The sequence below is a fragment of the Kribbella sp. NPDC003505 genome (assembly GCF_040610875.1).
GTDB lineage: Bacteria > Actinomycetota > Actinomycetes > Propionibacteriales > Kribbellaceae > Kribbella.
Map to the genome: position 1 here is coordinate 218,783 of NZ_JBEXNA010000005.1, position 15,204 is coordinate 233,986.

Here is a 15,204-nt window from a genome sequence, read left to right on the forward strand (position 1 = left end):
CTCGAACATGGTGGGAAACCTCGGCGCCCACCTTAACGCCACCCGCGCGAGAGGTGTTACTCGGCGGCCAAGGCCCGTGACCGATTGCGAGCGGCCTCGATCGCGGACAGGAACGCGGCGCGGACCTTGTGGTCCTCGAGCTCGCGGACCGCGGCGGCCGTCGTACCGCCCGGAGAGGTGACGCGCTCGCGCAGGACCGTCGGGTGTTCGCCGGTCTCGCGCAGCAGCTTCGCGGATCCGACCACGGTCTGCACGACGAGGTCGGTCGCCGTACCGCGCGGCAGGCCCATGTGCACGCCGGCCTCGATCATCGCCTCGACGACGAAGAACAGGTACGCCGGACCGGAGCCCGAGATCGCGGTGACCGCGTCCTGCTGCTTCTCCGGCACCCGGATCACCCGGCCGGTCGCGGCCAGCAGGCTCTCGGCCAGCTCCAGGTGGCTCTCGTCGCAGTGCGCGCCGCGGGAGATGGCGGCCATCCCCTCGTCGACCAGGGCGGGCGTGTTCGGCATCACCCGGACGACGGCCACGCCTTCCGGCAGCCTCGATTCGACGAAGCTGGTGGTGATACCGGCGGCGAGCGAGACGACCGTCTGCGACGGCCGGACCGCCGGGGCGATCTCGGCGAGCAGGTCCGGCATGTCCTGGGGCTTCACCACCAGGACCAGCGTCTCGGCCTGCTTCGCGGCCTCCACGTTCGACACGACGTCGACGCCGTACCGCTCGCGCAGCTCGGCGGCGCGCTCCTCCCGGCGCTCGGTGATCAGGAGGTCCTCCGGTCGCCGCCCGGCCCGAATCAGCCCGGACAGCAACGTCTCCCCCATCACCCCGGCCCCGAGAACGGCCACCTTTGCACTCATGCCCACAGACTACTGACGAACTGCTCAGATCCCGGTCCCGCTGCCCACCAGCCGGGACATAGCCTCTCCTCTCCCACTCCTCCGCCCCGAGAAGAGACCGCCCATGCGAATGCTGCGCGCCCTCGCCGTCTCCGCCGCCGCTCTCCTGGCGACCAGCGGCCTGGCCCAAGTCACCGCCGCCGCACAAGCCGTAGCCGCCCCTGCTGCCCCTGGAGCTGCCGCCGTCGTGCAGGCCGCCGACACCGACACGGATGACGGCGACACCGGAACCCTGACCAACCCGACCATGGCCACCGTGGTCGCCCCCGCAGCGATGTCGACGGCAGGCTACTCGTACACGGCGCCGGTCGACCATTGCATCCTCTACGGCTACGAGATCGGCGCCACCTGCTACCAATGGGTCGGTGACGACCAGTGGGTGGTGGACGGCATCGCCAACGGCTGGGCCGCCGTGGTGCACGTACAGACCAACTACGGCAAGGACCGGTACTGCCAGGCGCTCCCATCCGCCGAGGGCTGGGGGAAGTGCAACTACGACCATGTCGAAGGCAAGTGCGTCCGCTGGCAGATGTACGAGCTCAAGGACGGGGACACCCGGAACTTCACGGGCTGGAGCGCCTGGTACGGCACGCAGTACGGCTATCCGTGCTGATTACTTCTTGGTGATCAAGGAGCGGGCGAAGAACTGCAGGTTGGCGGGGCGCTCGGCGAGGCGCCGGATCAGGTAGCCGTACCAGTCCTCGCCGTACGGGACGTAGACGCGGACCGTGTGGCCGAGGCCGGCCAGCCGGAGCTGCTCCTCGGGGCGGATGCCGTACAGCATCTGGTACTCGTAGCTGCCCGGCTTGCGCCGCGCGCGGTCGGCCAGCGCCCCGGCGATCCGGATCAGCCGCGGGTCGTGCGACGCGATCATCGGGTAGCCACTGCCGTTCATCAGGATCTTCAGGGCGCGGACGTAGGCCTTGTCGACCTGGCGCTTGTCCTGGAACGCGACCGACTCGGGCTCCTTGTAGGCGCCCTTGCAGAGCCGAACGCGGGAGCCGGCGTACGCGAGGTCGCGGCAGTCGGCCTCGGTACGCCGCAGGTACGCCTGCAGGACCGCGCCGGTCGCCGGGAAGTCCTGGCGCAACTCGCGGAGGATCCCCAGCGTCGAGTCGGTCGTGGTGTGATCCTCCATGTCCAGCGTCACCGCTGTCCCGGCGTTGCGGGCGGCGAGGCAGATGGTCCGCGCGTTGTCGAGCGCGATCTTCTCGCCGTCGCCGGGCAGCGCCTGCCCGACCGCGGACAGCTTCACCGAGACCTCGGCGTACTTCGTCAGGCCGGCGGCGGACAGCTTCTTGAGCAGCTCGAGGTACGCGTCGGCGGTCGCGGTCGCGGCGGCCGGATCGGTGACGTCCTCGCCGAGATGGTCGAGGGTGACGCGCAGCCCGTTGCTGACCAGCTTCTCGGTGGCCAGCACGGCCTCCGGAGCGGTCTCCCCGGCGACGAAACGCGCGACGATGCCGCTGGACACCGGCAGCGACGCCACCGCCTTCTTGATCTGGGGACTGCGGGACACACCCAGCAGCATTCGCCGAAGCACTCCGTGTTCCTCCTCAACCAGGGGTCACTGGTTCGATAGTCGCACCGTTGCAAGCCAGTAGTCAGCGTCTACACACTCACAGCCTCTGGCGAGGCGGTCCCGGTCTCATGCACTGGGCTGCCGGGTAGACGGTTCACAGCCACCTGCCCGGCAACCCGGGACTTCTGGTCGGCTCCACGTCCGTTTAACGTCTCCGCACCACTCGCGGCGACCGCCAGCGCGGCGAGGTTCCTCGCCGCGTTCTCATCACGGTCCATCACCAGACCGCAGGACACACAGCTGTACTCGCGTTCGGACAAGAGCAGCTTGGCTTTCACCACTCCACAGTTCGAACAAGTCTTGCTCGACGGGAACCACCGATCGGCCACGACCAGCCGCCCACCGCTCCACGCGGTCTTGTACGCCAACTGCCGCCGGATCTCGCCGAAACTCGCATCCCCGATCCGCCGCGCCAGGCGCCGATTCTTCAGCATCCCGTCAACATTCAGGTCCTCCACGACGACCGTCCCGTACTCGCGGGCAACGGCCGTGGTCAGCTTGTGTAGCGCGTCGGCACGCTGATACGCGACGCGGTGGTGAATCCGGTTGCGCTGAGCGTTGGCACGTCGCCATCTCTTCGACGGCACCCGGCCGCTACGCCGGTCCGGACCGACGCGACGGGACACGCGCCGCGACAGCTTGCCGAGCTTCCGCAGCGACGCCTCCAGATGCTGTGGATTCGGGATCATTTGCGGAGCACCGTCCGGTCCTGCCAGGACAGCGAGGCTTTTGATGCCCAGGTCCACGCCGACAACTGCGTCAGGCCGATTCGGAGCCCGTTCGCTTGTGTCCTGTTCGACGGTGAACGAAACGAACCACCTGCCGCGCTCGAACCGGATCGTCGCCGCCATGATCCGGGCAGTGCCGTCCAGCAATTCCGCTGCCGGGGTCTCGTGCAGCCGCACCCGGCCGATCCGCGGCAGTACGGCGTACCGCTCCTCACAACCGATAGCACCGGTGGTGAACCGGCACGACTTCACCGCCTTGCGCTTGGACTTGAATTGCGGGAACCCGGTCGCAGGACCGCGGCGTCTGCCGGTGCGCGAGTCGCGCCAGTTCTTCAGCGCGGCTGCCAACTGGGTCAGACCGGAGGAGTAGGCCTCCTTCGAGTACTCCGCCCACCACGGCGCAACGCTCGCCTTCACTTGGTTCCAGGCTCTACGGAACGAATACATCGACCACGAGATCGACGGAGTCATCAGCTCTGTCGGGACGCCGTAGCTGGCTTCGGCCGCCCGCTGATCCATCACCGCCCTGACCCATCCAAGTCCCCAGTTGAACGCCTTACGCGCCGCACCACAGTGCCCGTCCAGGAACCGAGCCTGACGGGGAGTCGGATTCAGTGCGTACTTGTACGCCCGCAGCCTCGGGTAGTTGTCGAGCACAACAGCATCTTCGGGCATACGAGCAGTCTCGCCGATCCCACCGACACAACTCAGCCGTTGCCGACTCCCCACCCTGCTTGACGGGCGAGGAAGTCGGCGTCCTACCCTGTCGCCGCGGCAGATCAACCCCTGCTTGTTAGAGGATGCGCCCATGCCCATCTTCAAGCGCCGCCGGCGGAACGTCGTGGAGGCCGATCCGATCGGCGCGTTCTGGTCCTGGTGGTCGAGCACCGGAGCGGCCGGCGTCGCGGACGCCGTCACCCGCCGGGAGCCGACCGGCGCGAATGCGGAACTGAACGAGCGGGTCGCCCGCATCCATCCCGACCTGGAGTGGGAGCTCGGCCCCGGGCTGCACGCCGAGCACGTCCTGATCGTCACCGCGGCCGGCAACCCGGCGCAGCGCGCGATCGCCCGCCGCTGGCTGCGCGCCGCCCCGCCGTCGGACCCGGTCTGGGAGTACGCCGACCTGCGCCGCCCCGGGCCCGCGGCGACGCTGCAGTTCGACGGGCTCCCGCCGGTCGCGATCGACGAGTCGCTGGTGTCGATCGAGCCCGACGCGGCCGCCGTGCACGTCGGCGTCCACCACCCGCTGTTCCCGTCGCTGTCGGTGGACGCGCAGCGGCGGGTGACGTTCCTGATCCTCGACCTGGTGCTCGGCGAGGAGATGGTGGAGACGTGGGTGGGCGCGATCGACACGCTGCCGGACGCGCCGCAGGACGCCGTACCGGTGACCGAACTGCTGCCGGCGGTGGCCGGGTTCGCCGCCGAGCACACGCTCGAGGACGGCAGTCCGGCGTGGAAGATGCTGGAGGGGACCCGCGACGGACAGCGGGTGATCGCGACCGCCGAGTACCCGCTGCGGTCGATCCGCCGGCCGCACCTCGACACCCACGTGGCGGTCGCCATCCACTATCCCGTGGTCCGTGAGGACGGGCTGCCCGAGTCCGAGATGCTCGACGAGCTGCGCGCCTTCGAGGACCACCTCACCGACCGCCTCGGCGGCTCCGGCAACCTGCTCGCCCACGAGACGTCCGCCGGCGTCCGGATCCTGCACTACTACGTCGACGGCACCACGCCCGCCGACGCCCAGCTCCAGGCCGCCACGACCGGCTGGCCGCACGGCAAGGTGGCGCTGACCGCCTCCCCCGACCCCGCCTGGCAGAACGTCGCGCACCTGTCGGGGTGATGCAACCTGGGAGTCCGGGCCTTTCGTCTTGAGGGGGAGATGGAGAGTGGAGGCGCGGATGGCGGAGCGGGACCGGGAGTTCGTCGAGTTCGTCGAGGGAGCCGAGGCGGCCTTGCGGCGGACGGCGTTCCTGGTGTCGGGTGACCGGCACCGGGCCGACGACATCGTCCAGGACGCGCTGTACAAGCTGTACCTGGCCTGGCCGAAGGTGCGTCGGACCGGCAACCCGTTCGCGTACGCGCGCCGGACGGTGGTGAACGCGGCGTACGACGGGAAACGCCGGCCGTGGCGCCGGGAGGTGGCGATCGCCGACGTACCGGACCGGGCCGGTGACGACGACTTCGCGGTCGGGCACGCCGACCGCGACGAGGTCCTGGCGGCGCTGCGCTCACTGGGCCCACGGCAACGGGCGTGCGTCGTGCTGCGGTACTACGAGGACCTGTCCGTCGAGCAGACGGCGGAAATCCTCGGCTGTTCCACCGGCACCGTGAAGAGCCAGTCGGCACGTGGCCTCGAAACTCTCCGACGAGCCATCGACCAGCGGCGGGCGAGCCGAGCGCTGTGAAGGAGAACGAGATGGAAGACGTACGAGAGATCAGCGCCGAACTGCACCGGCTCGCCGAGTCGGAGACGATGCAGCCGCTGGACACGACCGAACTACTGGCCCGCGGCCGCCGCACCAGGCGCCACCGCAAGCTACTGGGCGCGGGCGGCGCGGTCGCAGGAGTCGCGGTGATCGCCCTCGGCGCCAGTTTGCTGCCCAACCTGAGCTCGGCCGGCAACCAACCGGGGATCGCCGGCAACCCTCCCGATCAGTTCGAGCCCGTGCCGGGAGTTCCGCGTGGCGAGGCCGGCGCGGACCAGCGGATCACCATGGCCGAAGCGCAGCGCCGCTGTGAGCTGCGGAATCCGGACGAGAAACGCAAGCTCCGGGACACCAAGGGCGCGCGGTCCGGCCACGTGGCGCAGTACGACTTGAAGGTCGGCGACAAGAAGAACCTGTGCATCGTCCCCGGCGGCGACAAGCCGTCGCCCGAGTTGGTCGCGGCGGCGAACAAGGATCCGTTGCCGAAGAGCATGACCGCCAAGCTGCGCAACTGTTCCGTCCTGGCCTGGGTCGACGTGACCGGCTGGCAGGTCGTGGCGTCCGACGAGTCGAAGACGCTCGGACAGGCCGAGGTGGTCGCGGTCTCCCCCACCGGCCACAAGGTCATGGAGTGCTCGTTGCAGACGAACGTCCCGCTCGCGACCGGCCTCCAGGGCAACACGACGTTCGCGACGCTGACCAACCTCACCGGCAGCGACCCGGTGCTGAACCCGGCCGACAAGTCCGGCCGGACCGACATGTACGTCGGAGGGGGTGGTGGTGGGCCCTGCACGGCGGGAGTCTGCAACGGGTGGGGCATGTCCGGTTGGGGCCGGGTCGCGTCGAAGGACGCCGTCGTGGTCCGCCTGCGGATCGGGAAGGGCCCGATCTACCAGGTGCCGGTCGGCGAGGGTGGCTGGTTCGCCTACACCTGGAAGAGCTCGGCCAAGTACAAGCAGGGCACGTTCCCGAAGGTCGCGGCGTACGACAAGGCCGGGAAGATCGTCAAAGTCTTCGAATAGTTATCAACCGAACAGCGGTGCCGTAGGTCTTACCCATCGAACTTTTCGAAGGGGGAGACATGGGGAAACTGCGGACGACCTTGACTTTGCTCGCGGCGGCCGGACTGGCCGCCGCGGGTGTGAACACCGCCGCCGCCGCGACGACGGCAGCCACCGCGTCCTGCGGGCTGAACCTCGGCTCGGTGACGGCCGGTGGTGACCAGACGCTGCAACGGCTGACCGCGTCGGCGCCGCCGGTGGCCGGCGCGCGGAGCGTCGTACCGAACGTGTACGCCGACGGCGCGGTGCGGACGGTCGCGACACTCGTCAACGAGGCGACGGCGACCGGCAGTTCCCGGTACGGGCGGGTCGTGCTCGGGGACTCGATGTACCAGCACTGGCTCGAGCTCGACAAGAGCGGCAAGGTGACGTCGTCGGAGCTGGCCCGGATCGGCGGCGGGTGGAGCAAGTTCGTCGACCACGAGACGTCGGTGTTCAACGACGACCCGGCGCACCCGCGGACCTACGAGTACGCGCTCCGCTCGGACGGCGTGCTGTTCCGGTGGGTCGTCGGCGACACCGGCGCCTGGAAGGCGTACGGATCGGCCTCCGGTTTCGCGGCGGTGAAGTCGATGACGCTGATCAGCAAGGCCGCGGCGTACGACACGTTCCTGGCGAACACCCGCGGCGGTGCGCTCTACACCATCCGCATCCCGGTCAACTCCCAGCTGCGGCCGGTCGTCACCAAGGTGCGGTCCGCGACCTGGCAGGGATTCGAGACGCTCGTCGCCGGTGGTTGCGGCAACTACGGGACCGTTGTCGTCGGCATCGACAAGGACGCCAAATCGGCGTACTTCTACACCTTCGGTCACGCGGACGGGGCGAAGACGTCGATCACCGGCCACGGAAAGGTGCCGGGCACCTTCGCCGACCCCAGCTACTTCCGCTGGGCCCCGCCGGTGAAATCCGACTGGCTGTTCGGCGAGTGAGCTAGGCCGTACGACGTCTGAGGGTGGCGGCGCCCAACCCGAGCGCGGCGAGGATGAAGCCGAGCACGACCAGGGTGTCGCCACCGGTCCCGGTGGTGAATCCGTTGCCTTTAGCAACTCCTAGGACAGCGTCGACGGCGTAGGACAGCGGGAGGACGTCGCTGATCGCCTGCAGGACCGGCGGCAGCTGGTCGCGGGGAACGAGCAGTCCGCACAGCAGGATCTGCGGGATCATCACGGCCGGCATCATCTGCACGGCCTGGAACTCGGTCGCCGCGAACGCGCTCGCGAACAGGCCCAGCGCCGTACCGAGGACACCGTCGAGGACCGCGACCACACCGAGCTGCCAGGCGTCGCCCTGGATGTCCAGATCCAGCAGGTACAAGGCGATCGAGACGACCACCAGCGCCTGGACGACGGCGATCAACGCGAAGGCGAGCGCGTACCCGAGCAGGAAGTCCAGCTTGCCCATCGGCATCGTGAACAGCCGGGACAGGGTGCCGCTGGACCGTTCGCGCAGCGTCGCGACCGACGTGACCACGAACATGACGATCGACGGGAAGACCGCGAGCAGCGGCCCGCCGATCCGGTCGAAGACCATCGGGGAGTCGGTGAACATCCACCACATCAGGGTGACCAGCAGGGTCGGCAGCACGATCAGCATCGCCACCGTCCGGTGGTCCCGGCGCAACTGCGCCAGCACCCGGGCCGCAACGGCGAACGTCACCCGCGGGGTCATCGCGCACCAGCCTTCCGGTCGATCAGGGTGAGGAACGCCTGCTCCATCTCCTCGGCGCCGGCTGACGCGAGCAGGGCCTGCGGCGTGTCGTCGGCCAGCAGTTCGCCCTCGCGCATCAGCAGGAGCCGGTCGCAGCGGGAGGCCTCGTCCATGACATGGCTGGAGACGAGCAGCGTCGCGCCGCCGTCGGCGAGCCGATGGAACAGCGCCCAGAGATCGCGCCGCAGCACCGGGTCGAGTCCGACCGTCGGCTCGTCGAGCACCAGCAACTCCGGATCGCCGAGGAGCGCGGCGGCCAACGAGGCCCGCGACTGCTGACCGCCGGAGAGGCGGTCGACACGGACGTCCGCATGGTCGGCGAGGTCGACGGCCTCGATCACCCGTTCGATGTCGCCCGACGCGACCCCGAGGACCGCCGCGAAGAAGCGCAGGTTCTCGGTGACGGTCAGATCGCCGTACACACTGGGCTCCTGCGTCACGTAGCCGATCCGCCCGCGCAGCTTCGGCGCGCCGGCCGGCAGCCCGAGGACCGAGACGTCGCCGGTCACCCGCGCCTGCAGGCCGACGATCGCGCGGATCAGCGTGGTCTTGCCACAGCCGGACGGCCCGAGCAGCCCGGTGACGGTCCCGGCCCGGAGGTCGAACCCGATCCCGTGCAGGACCTCCCGGTCGCCGCGCACCACGACGACGGCACGGCAGCTCACCGCGTTTTTCATCATATGATGAATTTAGCGCGAACCGTGACCGACGGCAACAGGGAGATTTTCAGACGACGGCGTACCCGGTGGCCCGGCTCAGCGCGTCCAGCGACGGGTCGCCGTACCGCTCCCGCAGCGCCGCGAACCGCGTCACCTTGTCCGCGCCGAAGCGGCCGACCTCGGCGGCGTAGGTGTCACCGGACAGGAACACCGGCGGCCGCCGCTTGCTGTGGAACTTGTCCGCGTACAGGACGAGCTCCTCCTCGGGCGTCCGCGGCAGATAGTCGTCGACCGGGATCGGCAGCGCCTGACGTACGACGTCCTCGCGGGTGATCCCGACGCCGGTGTGACACGACGCGAACCGGCAGATCTCGGCCGGGAACCCGAGCGACGCCAGCACTGCGTGCCCGAGCACGCCGTGCCGCACATAGGCCGTCGAGTCCAGGCGGTAGACCCCGATGTCGTGCAGCAGAGCCCCCGCCCGCACCAGGTCGGCGTCGAGGTCCAGGCCGGCGAAGAACTGCGAGGCCACCGAACAGACCAGCCGGCAATGCTCGTACACCAGCTCGAACGACGACCGGCTCGGCGCGTGGTCGCGGTGCAGCGCGCGGATCTCCCGGTCGGTCGGGATCTCCATCAGCCGGAGACGTACTGCTGGATCGCCGGCGCGATCCGGTCGACGAGGGCGTCCAGGCCCGCCGAGGCCACCGGCTCGAGCTCGACCACGTAGCGGGTCAGCGCCAGGCCGATCAGGTGGCTCGCGATCAGCGCGACCCGCAGCTTCGCGTCCGGGACGTCGAGGAACCGCGAGACCGGCTCCAGGATCATCCGGGTCATTCCGTCGCGCATGATCCGGGCGACCTCGTCGCTGGTCACGACGCTGCGCAGCATCGCCTTCATCCGCTGCTGCCCCTCGTCCGACTCCCAGACGCCGAGGAACACCGTCGCGATCCGCCGCCCGAGGTCCTCGCGCGAGCCGTCCAGGATCGCCGCGGCCACCTGCCGCGGATCCAGCGGCAACGCCATCGCCTCGATGAACAGCTCGTCCTTGCTGTCGAAGTAGTGGTGGACGAGCGCGGCGTCGACACCGGCCTGGCGCGCGACCGCACGGATCGAGGTGGCCGCGAATCCCCTGTCCGCAAAGGATTCCCGGGCCGCCCGGAGGATCTCACCCCTGGTGTCGGGCCCGCCCGGACGGCGTCCCGGCGTACGGCGGGCGATCGTCACGGAGTCAGCTCCGAGATCTCCCCCTCGGGGGTGACCGCGAACGGCGTCCGGCGGGAGCCTGCCTTCACGAAGTGCTTGCGGGTGAACTCCAGCGACTCGACCAGGTCGATCTCCCGCTCGGACCGGCTGGCCGCGCGGCGGGTGTTGATCTCGATGACGATGTGGCCGCGGAAGTCCTGCTTGGCCAGCGCGGTCAGCAGGTCGGCGGCGCGCTGCGTGCCGCGGCCCGGCACCAGGTGCTCGTCCTTGGCGGAGCCGGTGCCGTCGGTCAGGTGCACGTGGGTGAGACTCTTGCCCATCGTCGCGGCCAGCTCGACGCAGTCCTGCTCCGCGGTGGACGCGTGCGACAGGTCGAGGGTGGTGTGCGCGTAGCTCTGCTCGGTCGGGTCCCAGCTCGGTGCGTACGCCTGCAGGCCCTTGCCCGGCGCCCGCCACGGGTACATGTTCTCGACCGCGAAGATCACGCCGGTCTCCGCCTCCAGCCGCGCGATGCCCTCGACGAAGCCGCGCGCGTACTCCCGCTGCCAGCGGAACGGCGGGTGTACGACGACCACGTCCGCGCCGAGGTCCTTGGCCGCCTCCGCGCTGCGCTCGAGCTTGCCCCAAGGGTCGGTCCCCCAGACCCGCTGGGTGATCAGCAGGCAGGGCGCGTGCACCGCGAGCACCGGCAACTGGTGATAGTCGACGAGGCGCCGGACTGCGTCGATCTGGGTGCTGAGCGGATCGATGCCGACCATCACCTCGACGCCGTCGTACCCGAGCCGGGCGGCCAGTTCGAAGCCGCTGGCGGTGGACTCGGGGTAGACGGAGGCGGTGGACAGGCCGATCTTCGCGGTCGTACGGGGGTTCATTCGTTCACCGGGGTTGCAGCTGGTCGAGCCGGGACAGGATGACGCCTTCACGCAGGGCCCACGGGCAGACCTCGAGCGCGGGCAGGTCGAAGAGGTCCATCACGGCGTCCGCGACCAGCGCGCCGGCGGTCAGCTGGGAGGCGCGGCCGGGCGAGACCCCGGGCAGGGCGGCCCGCTCGGCGGCCGACATCTTGGTCAGTTTCGGGATCCACTCGTTCAGATCGTCGCGGTTCAGCGTGCGCGGCACGTACGGCCCGTCGGCGGACGGGGCCGCGCCTGCGATCCGGGCCAGCGAACGGAACGTCTTGCTGGTGGCCACCGAACGCTGCGGCTTGCCGGCCCGCAGGACCGGACCGGCGACCGCGGCCAGCTCCAGCCGGATCCGGCGCCGCAGCGCCCGGACCTCGTCCCTGTCCGGCGGATCCGTGGTCAGCCCCTCGCGGGTCAGCCGGCCCGCGCCGAGCTGCACCGACTCCGCCACGGTCGGCTGCTCGTCCGACCCGGCCGCGATCTCCAGGGATCCGCCGCCGATGTCGAACACCGCGAGCCGCCCGGACGACCAGCCGAACCACCGCCGGACCGCCAGGAACGTCAACCGGGCCTCGTCCTCACCGGTCAGCACCTCGAGGTCCACGCCGGTCTCGTCCCGGACCCGGGCCAGCACCTTCTCGCCGTTCGGCGCCTCGCGGAGCGCGGACGTCGCGAACGAGAGCACCGACTCGCAGCCCTTGTCCTCGGCCAGCTCGACGGCTTCCTTGGTGAACGCGATCAGCCCGTCGGCGCCGGACTCGGCGATCCTGCCGTCCTTGTCCAGGTGCTCGGCCAGCCGGAGCTCGGTCTTGTGCGAGTACGCCGGCAGCGGCGCGGCGCCACGGTGCGCGTCCACCACGAGCAGATGAACAGTGTTGGATCCCACGTCGAGTACGCCGAGCCGCATACCCTCACGCTACTGGACAACCGCACAGGGTGCGTCTCGCGGTGCATTCACGCATGCGCGCCTTCGGCGCGTACGCTTTTCAGGTGCCTGAGGTTTCTCTCGATTTCCCCCGTGCCTGGGTCGAGTTCACCGACCCCGCCGACCCCGACCAGGTCTTCCGCTGCGACCTGACCTGGCTGACCTCCAACTGGAGCTGCATCTTCGGCGGCGGTTGCCAGGGGATCTACAAGGGCCGTCCGAACGACGGCTGCTGCACCCTCGGCGCGCACTTCTCCGACGCCGACGACGAGAAGCGGGTGAAGAAGTACGCCAAGGAGCTCGGCAAGGAGGACTGGCAGTTCCGCAAGGAAGGCCGGGCGAACGGCTGGGTCGAGACCGACGACGACGGCGAGCGCAAGACCCGGGTCTGGGAGGGTGCGTGCATCTTCCTGAACCGGCCGGGGTTCCCCGGCGGCGCCGGCTGCGCGCTGCACGGGCTGGCGCTGAAGCGCGGGATCCATTTCGTCGAGACCAAACCGGATGTGTGCTGGCAGCTGCCGATCCGCCGGACGTTCCGCGAGGTCGAGCGGCCGGACGGTACGACGTACACCGAGGTCGGCATCGGGGAGTACGACCGCCGCGGCTGGGGTCCGGGCGGGCACGACCTGGACTGGTACTGCACCGGTAACACCGAGGCGCACATCGCCGTCGAGCCGGTGTTCGAGTCCAGCAAGGTGGAGCTGCAGACGCTGATGGGCGTGAAGGCGTACGACGTCCTCGCCGACCTGTGCCGGCAGCGCCTGGAGGCCGCGCGGCCGTTGCTGCCGCACCCCGCCTCGAAATAGCGCCGACACACCCTGGGTGTGTCGGCTGTCGGTGCGAGACGTAACAATGACTCACATGCGTCTGGATCATCTGTCGTACGCGTGCGGACCCGATGGCTGTGCGGCCACGCTCGAGCGGCTGTCCGCGCTGCTCGGCGCCGAGTTCCAGGACGGCGGCGTGCACCCGCGGTTCGGCACCGTCAACCACATCCTGCCGCTGGAGAACGACCGCTACATCGAGGTGGTCGACGTGCTCGACCACCCGGCGTCGGACAAGGCGCCGTTCGGGCAGGCGGTCCGCGCCCGCAAGGAGCTCGGCGGCGGCTGGCTGGGCTGGGTGGTCGCGGTCCGCGACATGGCCGCGATGGAGAAGCGCCTCGGGCGGCAGGCGGTGCCCGGCAACCGGCACCGGCCGGACGGGGTGAACCTGACCTGGCGGCAGATCGGCGTGAAGGGCCTGATCGCGGACCCGCAGCTGCCGTTCTTCATCCACTGGGACGACCTCGCCGAGCACCCGTCGATCGGCGGCAAGGACCTCGAGCTCACCGGCCTGGAGATCGCCGGCGACCCGTCCCGGGTCACCGACTGGATCGGCCACCCCGCCGACCATCTGCTCGACGACCTCGACGTCACCTGGGCCGGCCCGAACGGCCAGCCCGGCCTGGTCGCAGCCACCTTCAGCACGCCGAACGGCCCGGTCCGGATCTGAATCAGTGCAGGATCTCCAGGTCGGCCAGGGAGGTCTCCAGGTGGCCGAGCAGGCGCTGCAGGTGCGGGACGGTGCGGCGGCAGCCGACCAGGCCGAAGTGCAGCTCGTGCGCGTAGCTGGTGACGCTGATGTTCAGCGCCTGGCCGTTCAGGACGATGCTCGCGGGATACATCCCGAGCAGGCGTGAGCCGTTCCAGTAGAGCGGGCTGTCGGCGGGGCCCGGCACATTCGAGATGACCACGTTGTACGGCGGCGTCGTGCGGCCGGCCACGCCGGGAAGGATCGCGGCAGGACCGGCGACGCCGAAGCCCAGCGCGCCGACGATCAGGTTCTGCAGCGGGCTGAGGCCGGACAGGACGCGCTTGGCGTGCGCGGTCGACGCCATGATCCGGTGGATCCGGCGCTCGGGGACGGCCTCGTCGGTGGCGAGGTCGGCGATCAGGGTGGCGAGCGAGTTGCCGCCGCCGGGGGCGTCGTCCGTGGTCCGCAGGGAGACCGGCACCATCGCCGTCAGCCCTTTGTCCGGCAGGGCGTTCTGCTCGAGCAGATAGTTGCGCAGGGCCCCGGAACACATCGCCAGCAGGACGTCGTTGAGCGTCGCGCCGGTGATCGCCCGGACCTTCTCCAGCCGCTCGATCGGCCACGACTGCGCCGCGAACCGGCGAGCGCCGGTGATCGGCTGGTTGAAGATCGTCCGCGGCGCCTGGAACGGCATCGTCGACTCCAACAGGCCCTTCAACCCGGCCGCGGGCAGTCCGGCCAGTTCCGCCAGCAGGTGCCCGGCGGCGCCGGCCCCGTGCGCAGCGGCACCGAGCGTGCGCCCAGGCACGCGACCGAGAGCGGCAAGCAACCCCGCAGGAGTCGGCAGCCCACCGAAGGCCCCTCCCGGGGCAGCACCGAGCCCGGGGCCGGCGGCACCAGGCGCGACCCCGTCGCCGACTCTCGGCCCGGCGCCTTCGCCGCGGAGCGGCTGCTCCCCCCGGCCCGGCAGAGCGTAGGTGGCCGGCATACCTGTGCGGGTCGAGTCCGTGGTGAGGGTGTCCTGCATCCAGCGCAGTGCGGTGACGCCGTCGATCATCGAGTGGTGGATCTTGCTGTAGATCGCGAACCGGCGGCCCTCGACGCCGTCGATCAGGTGCATCTCCCACAGCGGGCGGTGCCGGTCGAGGAGGGTTCCGTGCAGGCGGCCGGTGAGTTCGAACAGCTCGCGGAACCGTCCGGGCCGCGGCAGCGCGGACAGCCGGACGTGGTATTCCAGGTCGATCTCGTCGTCCTGCTCCCAGGACCAGTAGCCGAGGTCGACCACCCGGTTCCGCACCCGGCGCGCGAACAGTGGGTTGACCTCCGGCGCCGCCACGATCTCGTGGTACAGCCGCGACACGAAGTCCCGCGACGACTCCGGGAACACGTGGTCCCGGCCGGCCCCCTCCGGAAGCTCGAAGAGCATCAGCCCGCCGACATGCATCGGCTGCTCCCGGGTCTCGCCCCCGAGGAACATCGCATCCAGCGGCCCCACCGCGGTCATGCGCCCTCCGCTCCCGGTCCGGTCTCCGGACCCATCGTCGCGGCCGGGCCCCCGCCCGTCCACACCTGCCCCTACGCCAACCGCCTC

17 protein-coding genes are annotated in these 15,204 nt (G+C 70.2%); 7 read left to right on the top strand and 10 right to left on the bottom strand.

Features of this window, described 5'->3' with window-relative positions:
• Window positions 1-56: 56 nt before the first annotated feature.
• Window positions 57-860, bottom strand: coding sequence for a pyrroline-5-carboxylate reductase (proC, locus tag ABZX12_RS18975; protein WP_355694699.1), 804 nt, complete (start codon window positions 858-860; stop codon window positions 57-59).
• Window positions 861-963: 103 nt separating this feature from the next.
• Here proC and ABZX12_RS18980 point away from each other — a divergent pair, with 103 nt between their 5' ends.
• Window positions 964-1,512, top strand: coding sequence for a hypothetical protein (locus tag ABZX12_RS18980; RefSeq protein ID WP_355694701.1), 549 nt, complete (start codon window positions 964-966; stop codon window positions 1,510-1,512).
• Here ABZX12_RS18980 and ABZX12_RS18985 read toward each other — a convergent pair whose 3' ends face one another.
• Together ABZX12_RS18985 and tnpB are read right to left on the bottom strand one after the other, a co-directional pair.
• Window positions 1,513-2,442, bottom strand: a complete 930-nt coding sequence (locus tag ABZX12_RS18985; RefSeq protein ID WP_355694703.1) for a proline dehydrogenase family protein — start codon at window positions 2,440-2,442, stop codon at window positions 1,513-1,515.
• A 68-nt stretch (window positions 2,443-2,510) separates the two neighbouring features.
• The gene (tnpB, locus tag ABZX12_RS18990) at window positions 2,511-3,884 is read right to left on the bottom strand and encodes an IS607 family element RNA-guided endonuclease TnpB (RefSeq protein ID WP_355694705.1); all 1,374 of its coding nucleotides are present in this window, start codon (window positions 3,882-3,884) and stop codon (window positions 2,511-2,513) included.
• Between the two features lie 133 nt (window positions 3,885-4,017).
• On the opposite strand from tnpB, the gene ABZX12_RS18995 reads away from it, so the two are divergent.
• Genes ABZX12_RS18995 through ABZX12_RS19010 form a run of 4 tightly spaced genes read left to right on the top strand, consistent with a single transcriptional unit; the run spans window position 4,018 to window position 7,628 of the window.
• Entirely contained in the window at window positions 4,018-5,052 is a 1,035-nt protein-coding gene (locus ABZX12_RS18995) for a DUF695 domain-containing protein (RefSeq protein WP_355694707.1), read from the top strand.
• 58 nt (window positions 5,053-5,110) lie between these two features.
• Entirely contained in the window at window positions 5,111-5,617 is a 507-nt protein-coding gene (locus ABZX12_RS19000; RefSeq protein WP_355694709.1) for a SigE family RNA polymerase sigma factor, read from the top strand.
• A gap of 11 nt (window positions 5,618-5,628) precedes the next feature.
• Entirely contained in the window at window positions 5,629-6,660 is a 1,032-nt protein-coding gene (locus tag ABZX12_RS19005) for a hypothetical protein (RefSeq protein ID WP_355694710.1), read from the top strand.
• Between the two features lie 59 nt (window positions 6,661-6,719).
• Entirely contained in the window at window positions 6,720-7,628 is a 909-nt protein-coding gene (locus ABZX12_RS19010; protein ID WP_355694712.1) for a hypothetical protein, read from the top strand.
• A gap of 1 nt (window position 7,629) precedes the next feature.
• On the opposite strand, the gene ABZX12_RS19015 is transcribed toward ABZX12_RS19010, so the two are convergent.
• The 6 genes from ABZX12_RS19015 to ABZX12_RS19040 are packed head-to-tail and all read right to left on the bottom strand — an operon-like array spanning window position 7,630 to window position 12,080.
• Entirely contained in the window at window positions 7,630-8,367 is a 738-nt protein-coding gene (locus ABZX12_RS19015) for an ABC transporter permease (protein WP_355694714.1), read from the bottom strand.
• A complete protein-coding gene (locus ABZX12_RS19020) occupies window positions 8,364-9,086 on the bottom strand; it encodes an ABC transporter ATP-binding protein (RefSeq protein ID WP_355694716.1) in 723 nt (240 codons plus the stop codon). The genes ABZX12_RS19015 and ABZX12_RS19020 overlap by 4 nt, the downstream gene beginning before the upstream one ends.
• Window positions 9,087-9,132: 46 nt before the next feature.
• Window positions 9,133-9,702 carry an HDIG domain-containing metalloprotein gene (locus ABZX12_RS19025; protein WP_355694718.1) on the bottom strand — a complete coding sequence of 190 codons (570 nt, stop codon included), beginning with the start codon at window positions 9,700-9,702 and terminating at the stop codon, window positions 9,133-9,135.
• Window positions 9,702-10,292 (bottom strand): TetR family transcriptional regulator, encoded by a 591-nt coding sequence (locus tag ABZX12_RS19030; protein ID WP_355694720.1) that lies wholly within the window; start codon window positions 10,290-10,292, stop codon window positions 9,702-9,704. The genes ABZX12_RS19025 and ABZX12_RS19030 overlap by 1 nt, the downstream gene beginning before the upstream one ends.
• On the bottom strand, window positions 10,289-11,143 hold the full coding sequence (locus ABZX12_RS19035) for a sugar phosphate isomerase/epimerase family protein (RefSeq protein ID WP_355694721.1): 855 nt from the start codon (window positions 11,141-11,143) through the stop codon (window positions 10,289-10,291). Before ABZX12_RS19035 ends, ABZX12_RS19030 begins: the two co-directional genes overlap by 4 nt.
• A gap of 4 nt (window positions 11,144-11,147) precedes the next feature.
• The gene (locus tag ABZX12_RS19040; protein WP_355694722.1) at window positions 11,148-12,080 is read right to left on the bottom strand and encodes a Ppx/GppA phosphatase family protein; all 933 of its coding nucleotides are present in this window, start codon (window positions 12,078-12,080) and stop codon (window positions 11,148-11,150) included.
• Between the two features lie 83 nt (window positions 12,081-12,163).
• Between ABZX12_RS19040 and ABZX12_RS19045 the strand changes: the two genes are divergently transcribed.
• Both ABZX12_RS19045 and ABZX12_RS19050 read left to right on the top strand, forming a co-directional pair.
• Window positions 12,164-12,904: a hypothetical protein gene (locus ABZX12_RS19045; protein ID WP_355694723.1), complete on the top strand. Its 741-nt coding sequence runs from the start codon at window positions 12,164-12,166 to the stop codon at window positions 12,902-12,904.
• A gap of 55 nt (window positions 12,905-12,959) precedes the next feature.
• On the top strand, window positions 12,960-13,592 hold the full coding sequence (locus tag ABZX12_RS19050) for a VOC family protein (protein WP_355694725.1): 633 nt from the start codon (window positions 12,960-12,962) through the stop codon (window positions 13,590-13,592).
• Between the two features lies 1 nt (window position 13,593).
• On the opposite strand, the gene ABZX12_RS19055 is transcribed toward ABZX12_RS19050, so the two are convergent.
• Window positions 13,594-15,117: a wax ester/triacylglycerol synthase family O-acyltransferase gene (locus tag ABZX12_RS19055; protein ID WP_355694726.1), complete on the bottom strand. Its 1,524-nt coding sequence runs from the start codon at window positions 15,115-15,117 to the stop codon at window positions 13,594-13,596.
• Window positions 15,118-15,204 lie beyond the last annotated feature (87 nt).

Bases quoted from the DNA above. Each gene is read 5' to 3' on its own strand.
- proC (WP_355694699.1), bottom strand. From the start codon at position 860: ATGAGTGCAAAGGTGGCCGTTCTCGGGGCCGGGGTGATGGGGGAGACG.
- ABZX12_RS18980 (WP_355694701.1), top strand. From the start codon at position 964: ATGCGAATGCTGCGCGCCCTCGCCGTCTCCGCCGCCGCTCTCCTGGCG.
- tnpB (WP_355694705.1), bottom strand. From the start codon at position 3,884: ATGCCCGAAGATGCTGTTGTGCTCGACAACTACCCGAGGCTGCGGGCG.
- ABZX12_RS18995 (WP_355694707.1), top strand. From the start codon at position 4,018: ATGCCCATCTTCAAGCGCCGCCGGCGGAACGTCGTGGAGGCCGATCCG.
- ABZX12_RS19000 (WP_355694709.1), top strand. From the start codon at position 5,111: ATGGCGGAGCGGGACCGGGAGTTCGTCGAGTTCGTCGAGGGAGCCGAG.
- ABZX12_RS19005 (WP_355694710.1), top strand. From the start codon at position 5,629: ATGGAAGACGTACGAGAGATCAGCGCCGAACTGCACCGGCTCGCCGAG.
- ABZX12_RS19010 (WP_355694712.1), top strand. From the start codon at position 6,720: ATGGGGAAACTGCGGACGACCTTGACTTTGCTCGCGGCGGCCGGACTG.
- ABZX12_RS19015 (WP_355694714.1), bottom strand. From the start codon at position 8,367: ATGACCCCGCGGGTGACGTTCGCCGTTGCGGCCCGGGTGCTGGCGCAG.
- ABZX12_RS19020 (WP_355694716.1), bottom strand. From the start codon at position 9,086: ATGATGAAAAACGCGGTGAGCTGCCGTGCCGTCGTCGTGGTGCGCGGC.
- ABZX12_RS19025 (WP_355694718.1), bottom strand. From the start codon at position 9,702: ATGGAGATCCCGACCGACCGGGAGATCCGCGCGCTGCACCGCGACCAC.
- ABZX12_RS19035 (WP_355694721.1), bottom strand. From the start codon at position 11,143: ATGAACCCCCGTACGACCGCGAAGATCGGCCTGTCCACCGCCTCCGTC.
- ABZX12_RS19040 (WP_355694722.1), bottom strand. From the start codon at position 12,080: ATGCGGCTCGGCGTACTCGACGTGGGATCCAACACTGTTCATCTGCTC.
- ABZX12_RS19050 (WP_355694725.1), top strand. From the start codon at position 12,960: ATGCGTCTGGATCATCTGTCGTACGCGTGCGGACCCGATGGCTGTGCG.
- ABZX12_RS19055 (WP_355694726.1), bottom strand. From the start codon at position 15,117: ATGACCGCGGTGGGGCCGCTGGATGCGATGTTCCTCGGGGGCGAGACC.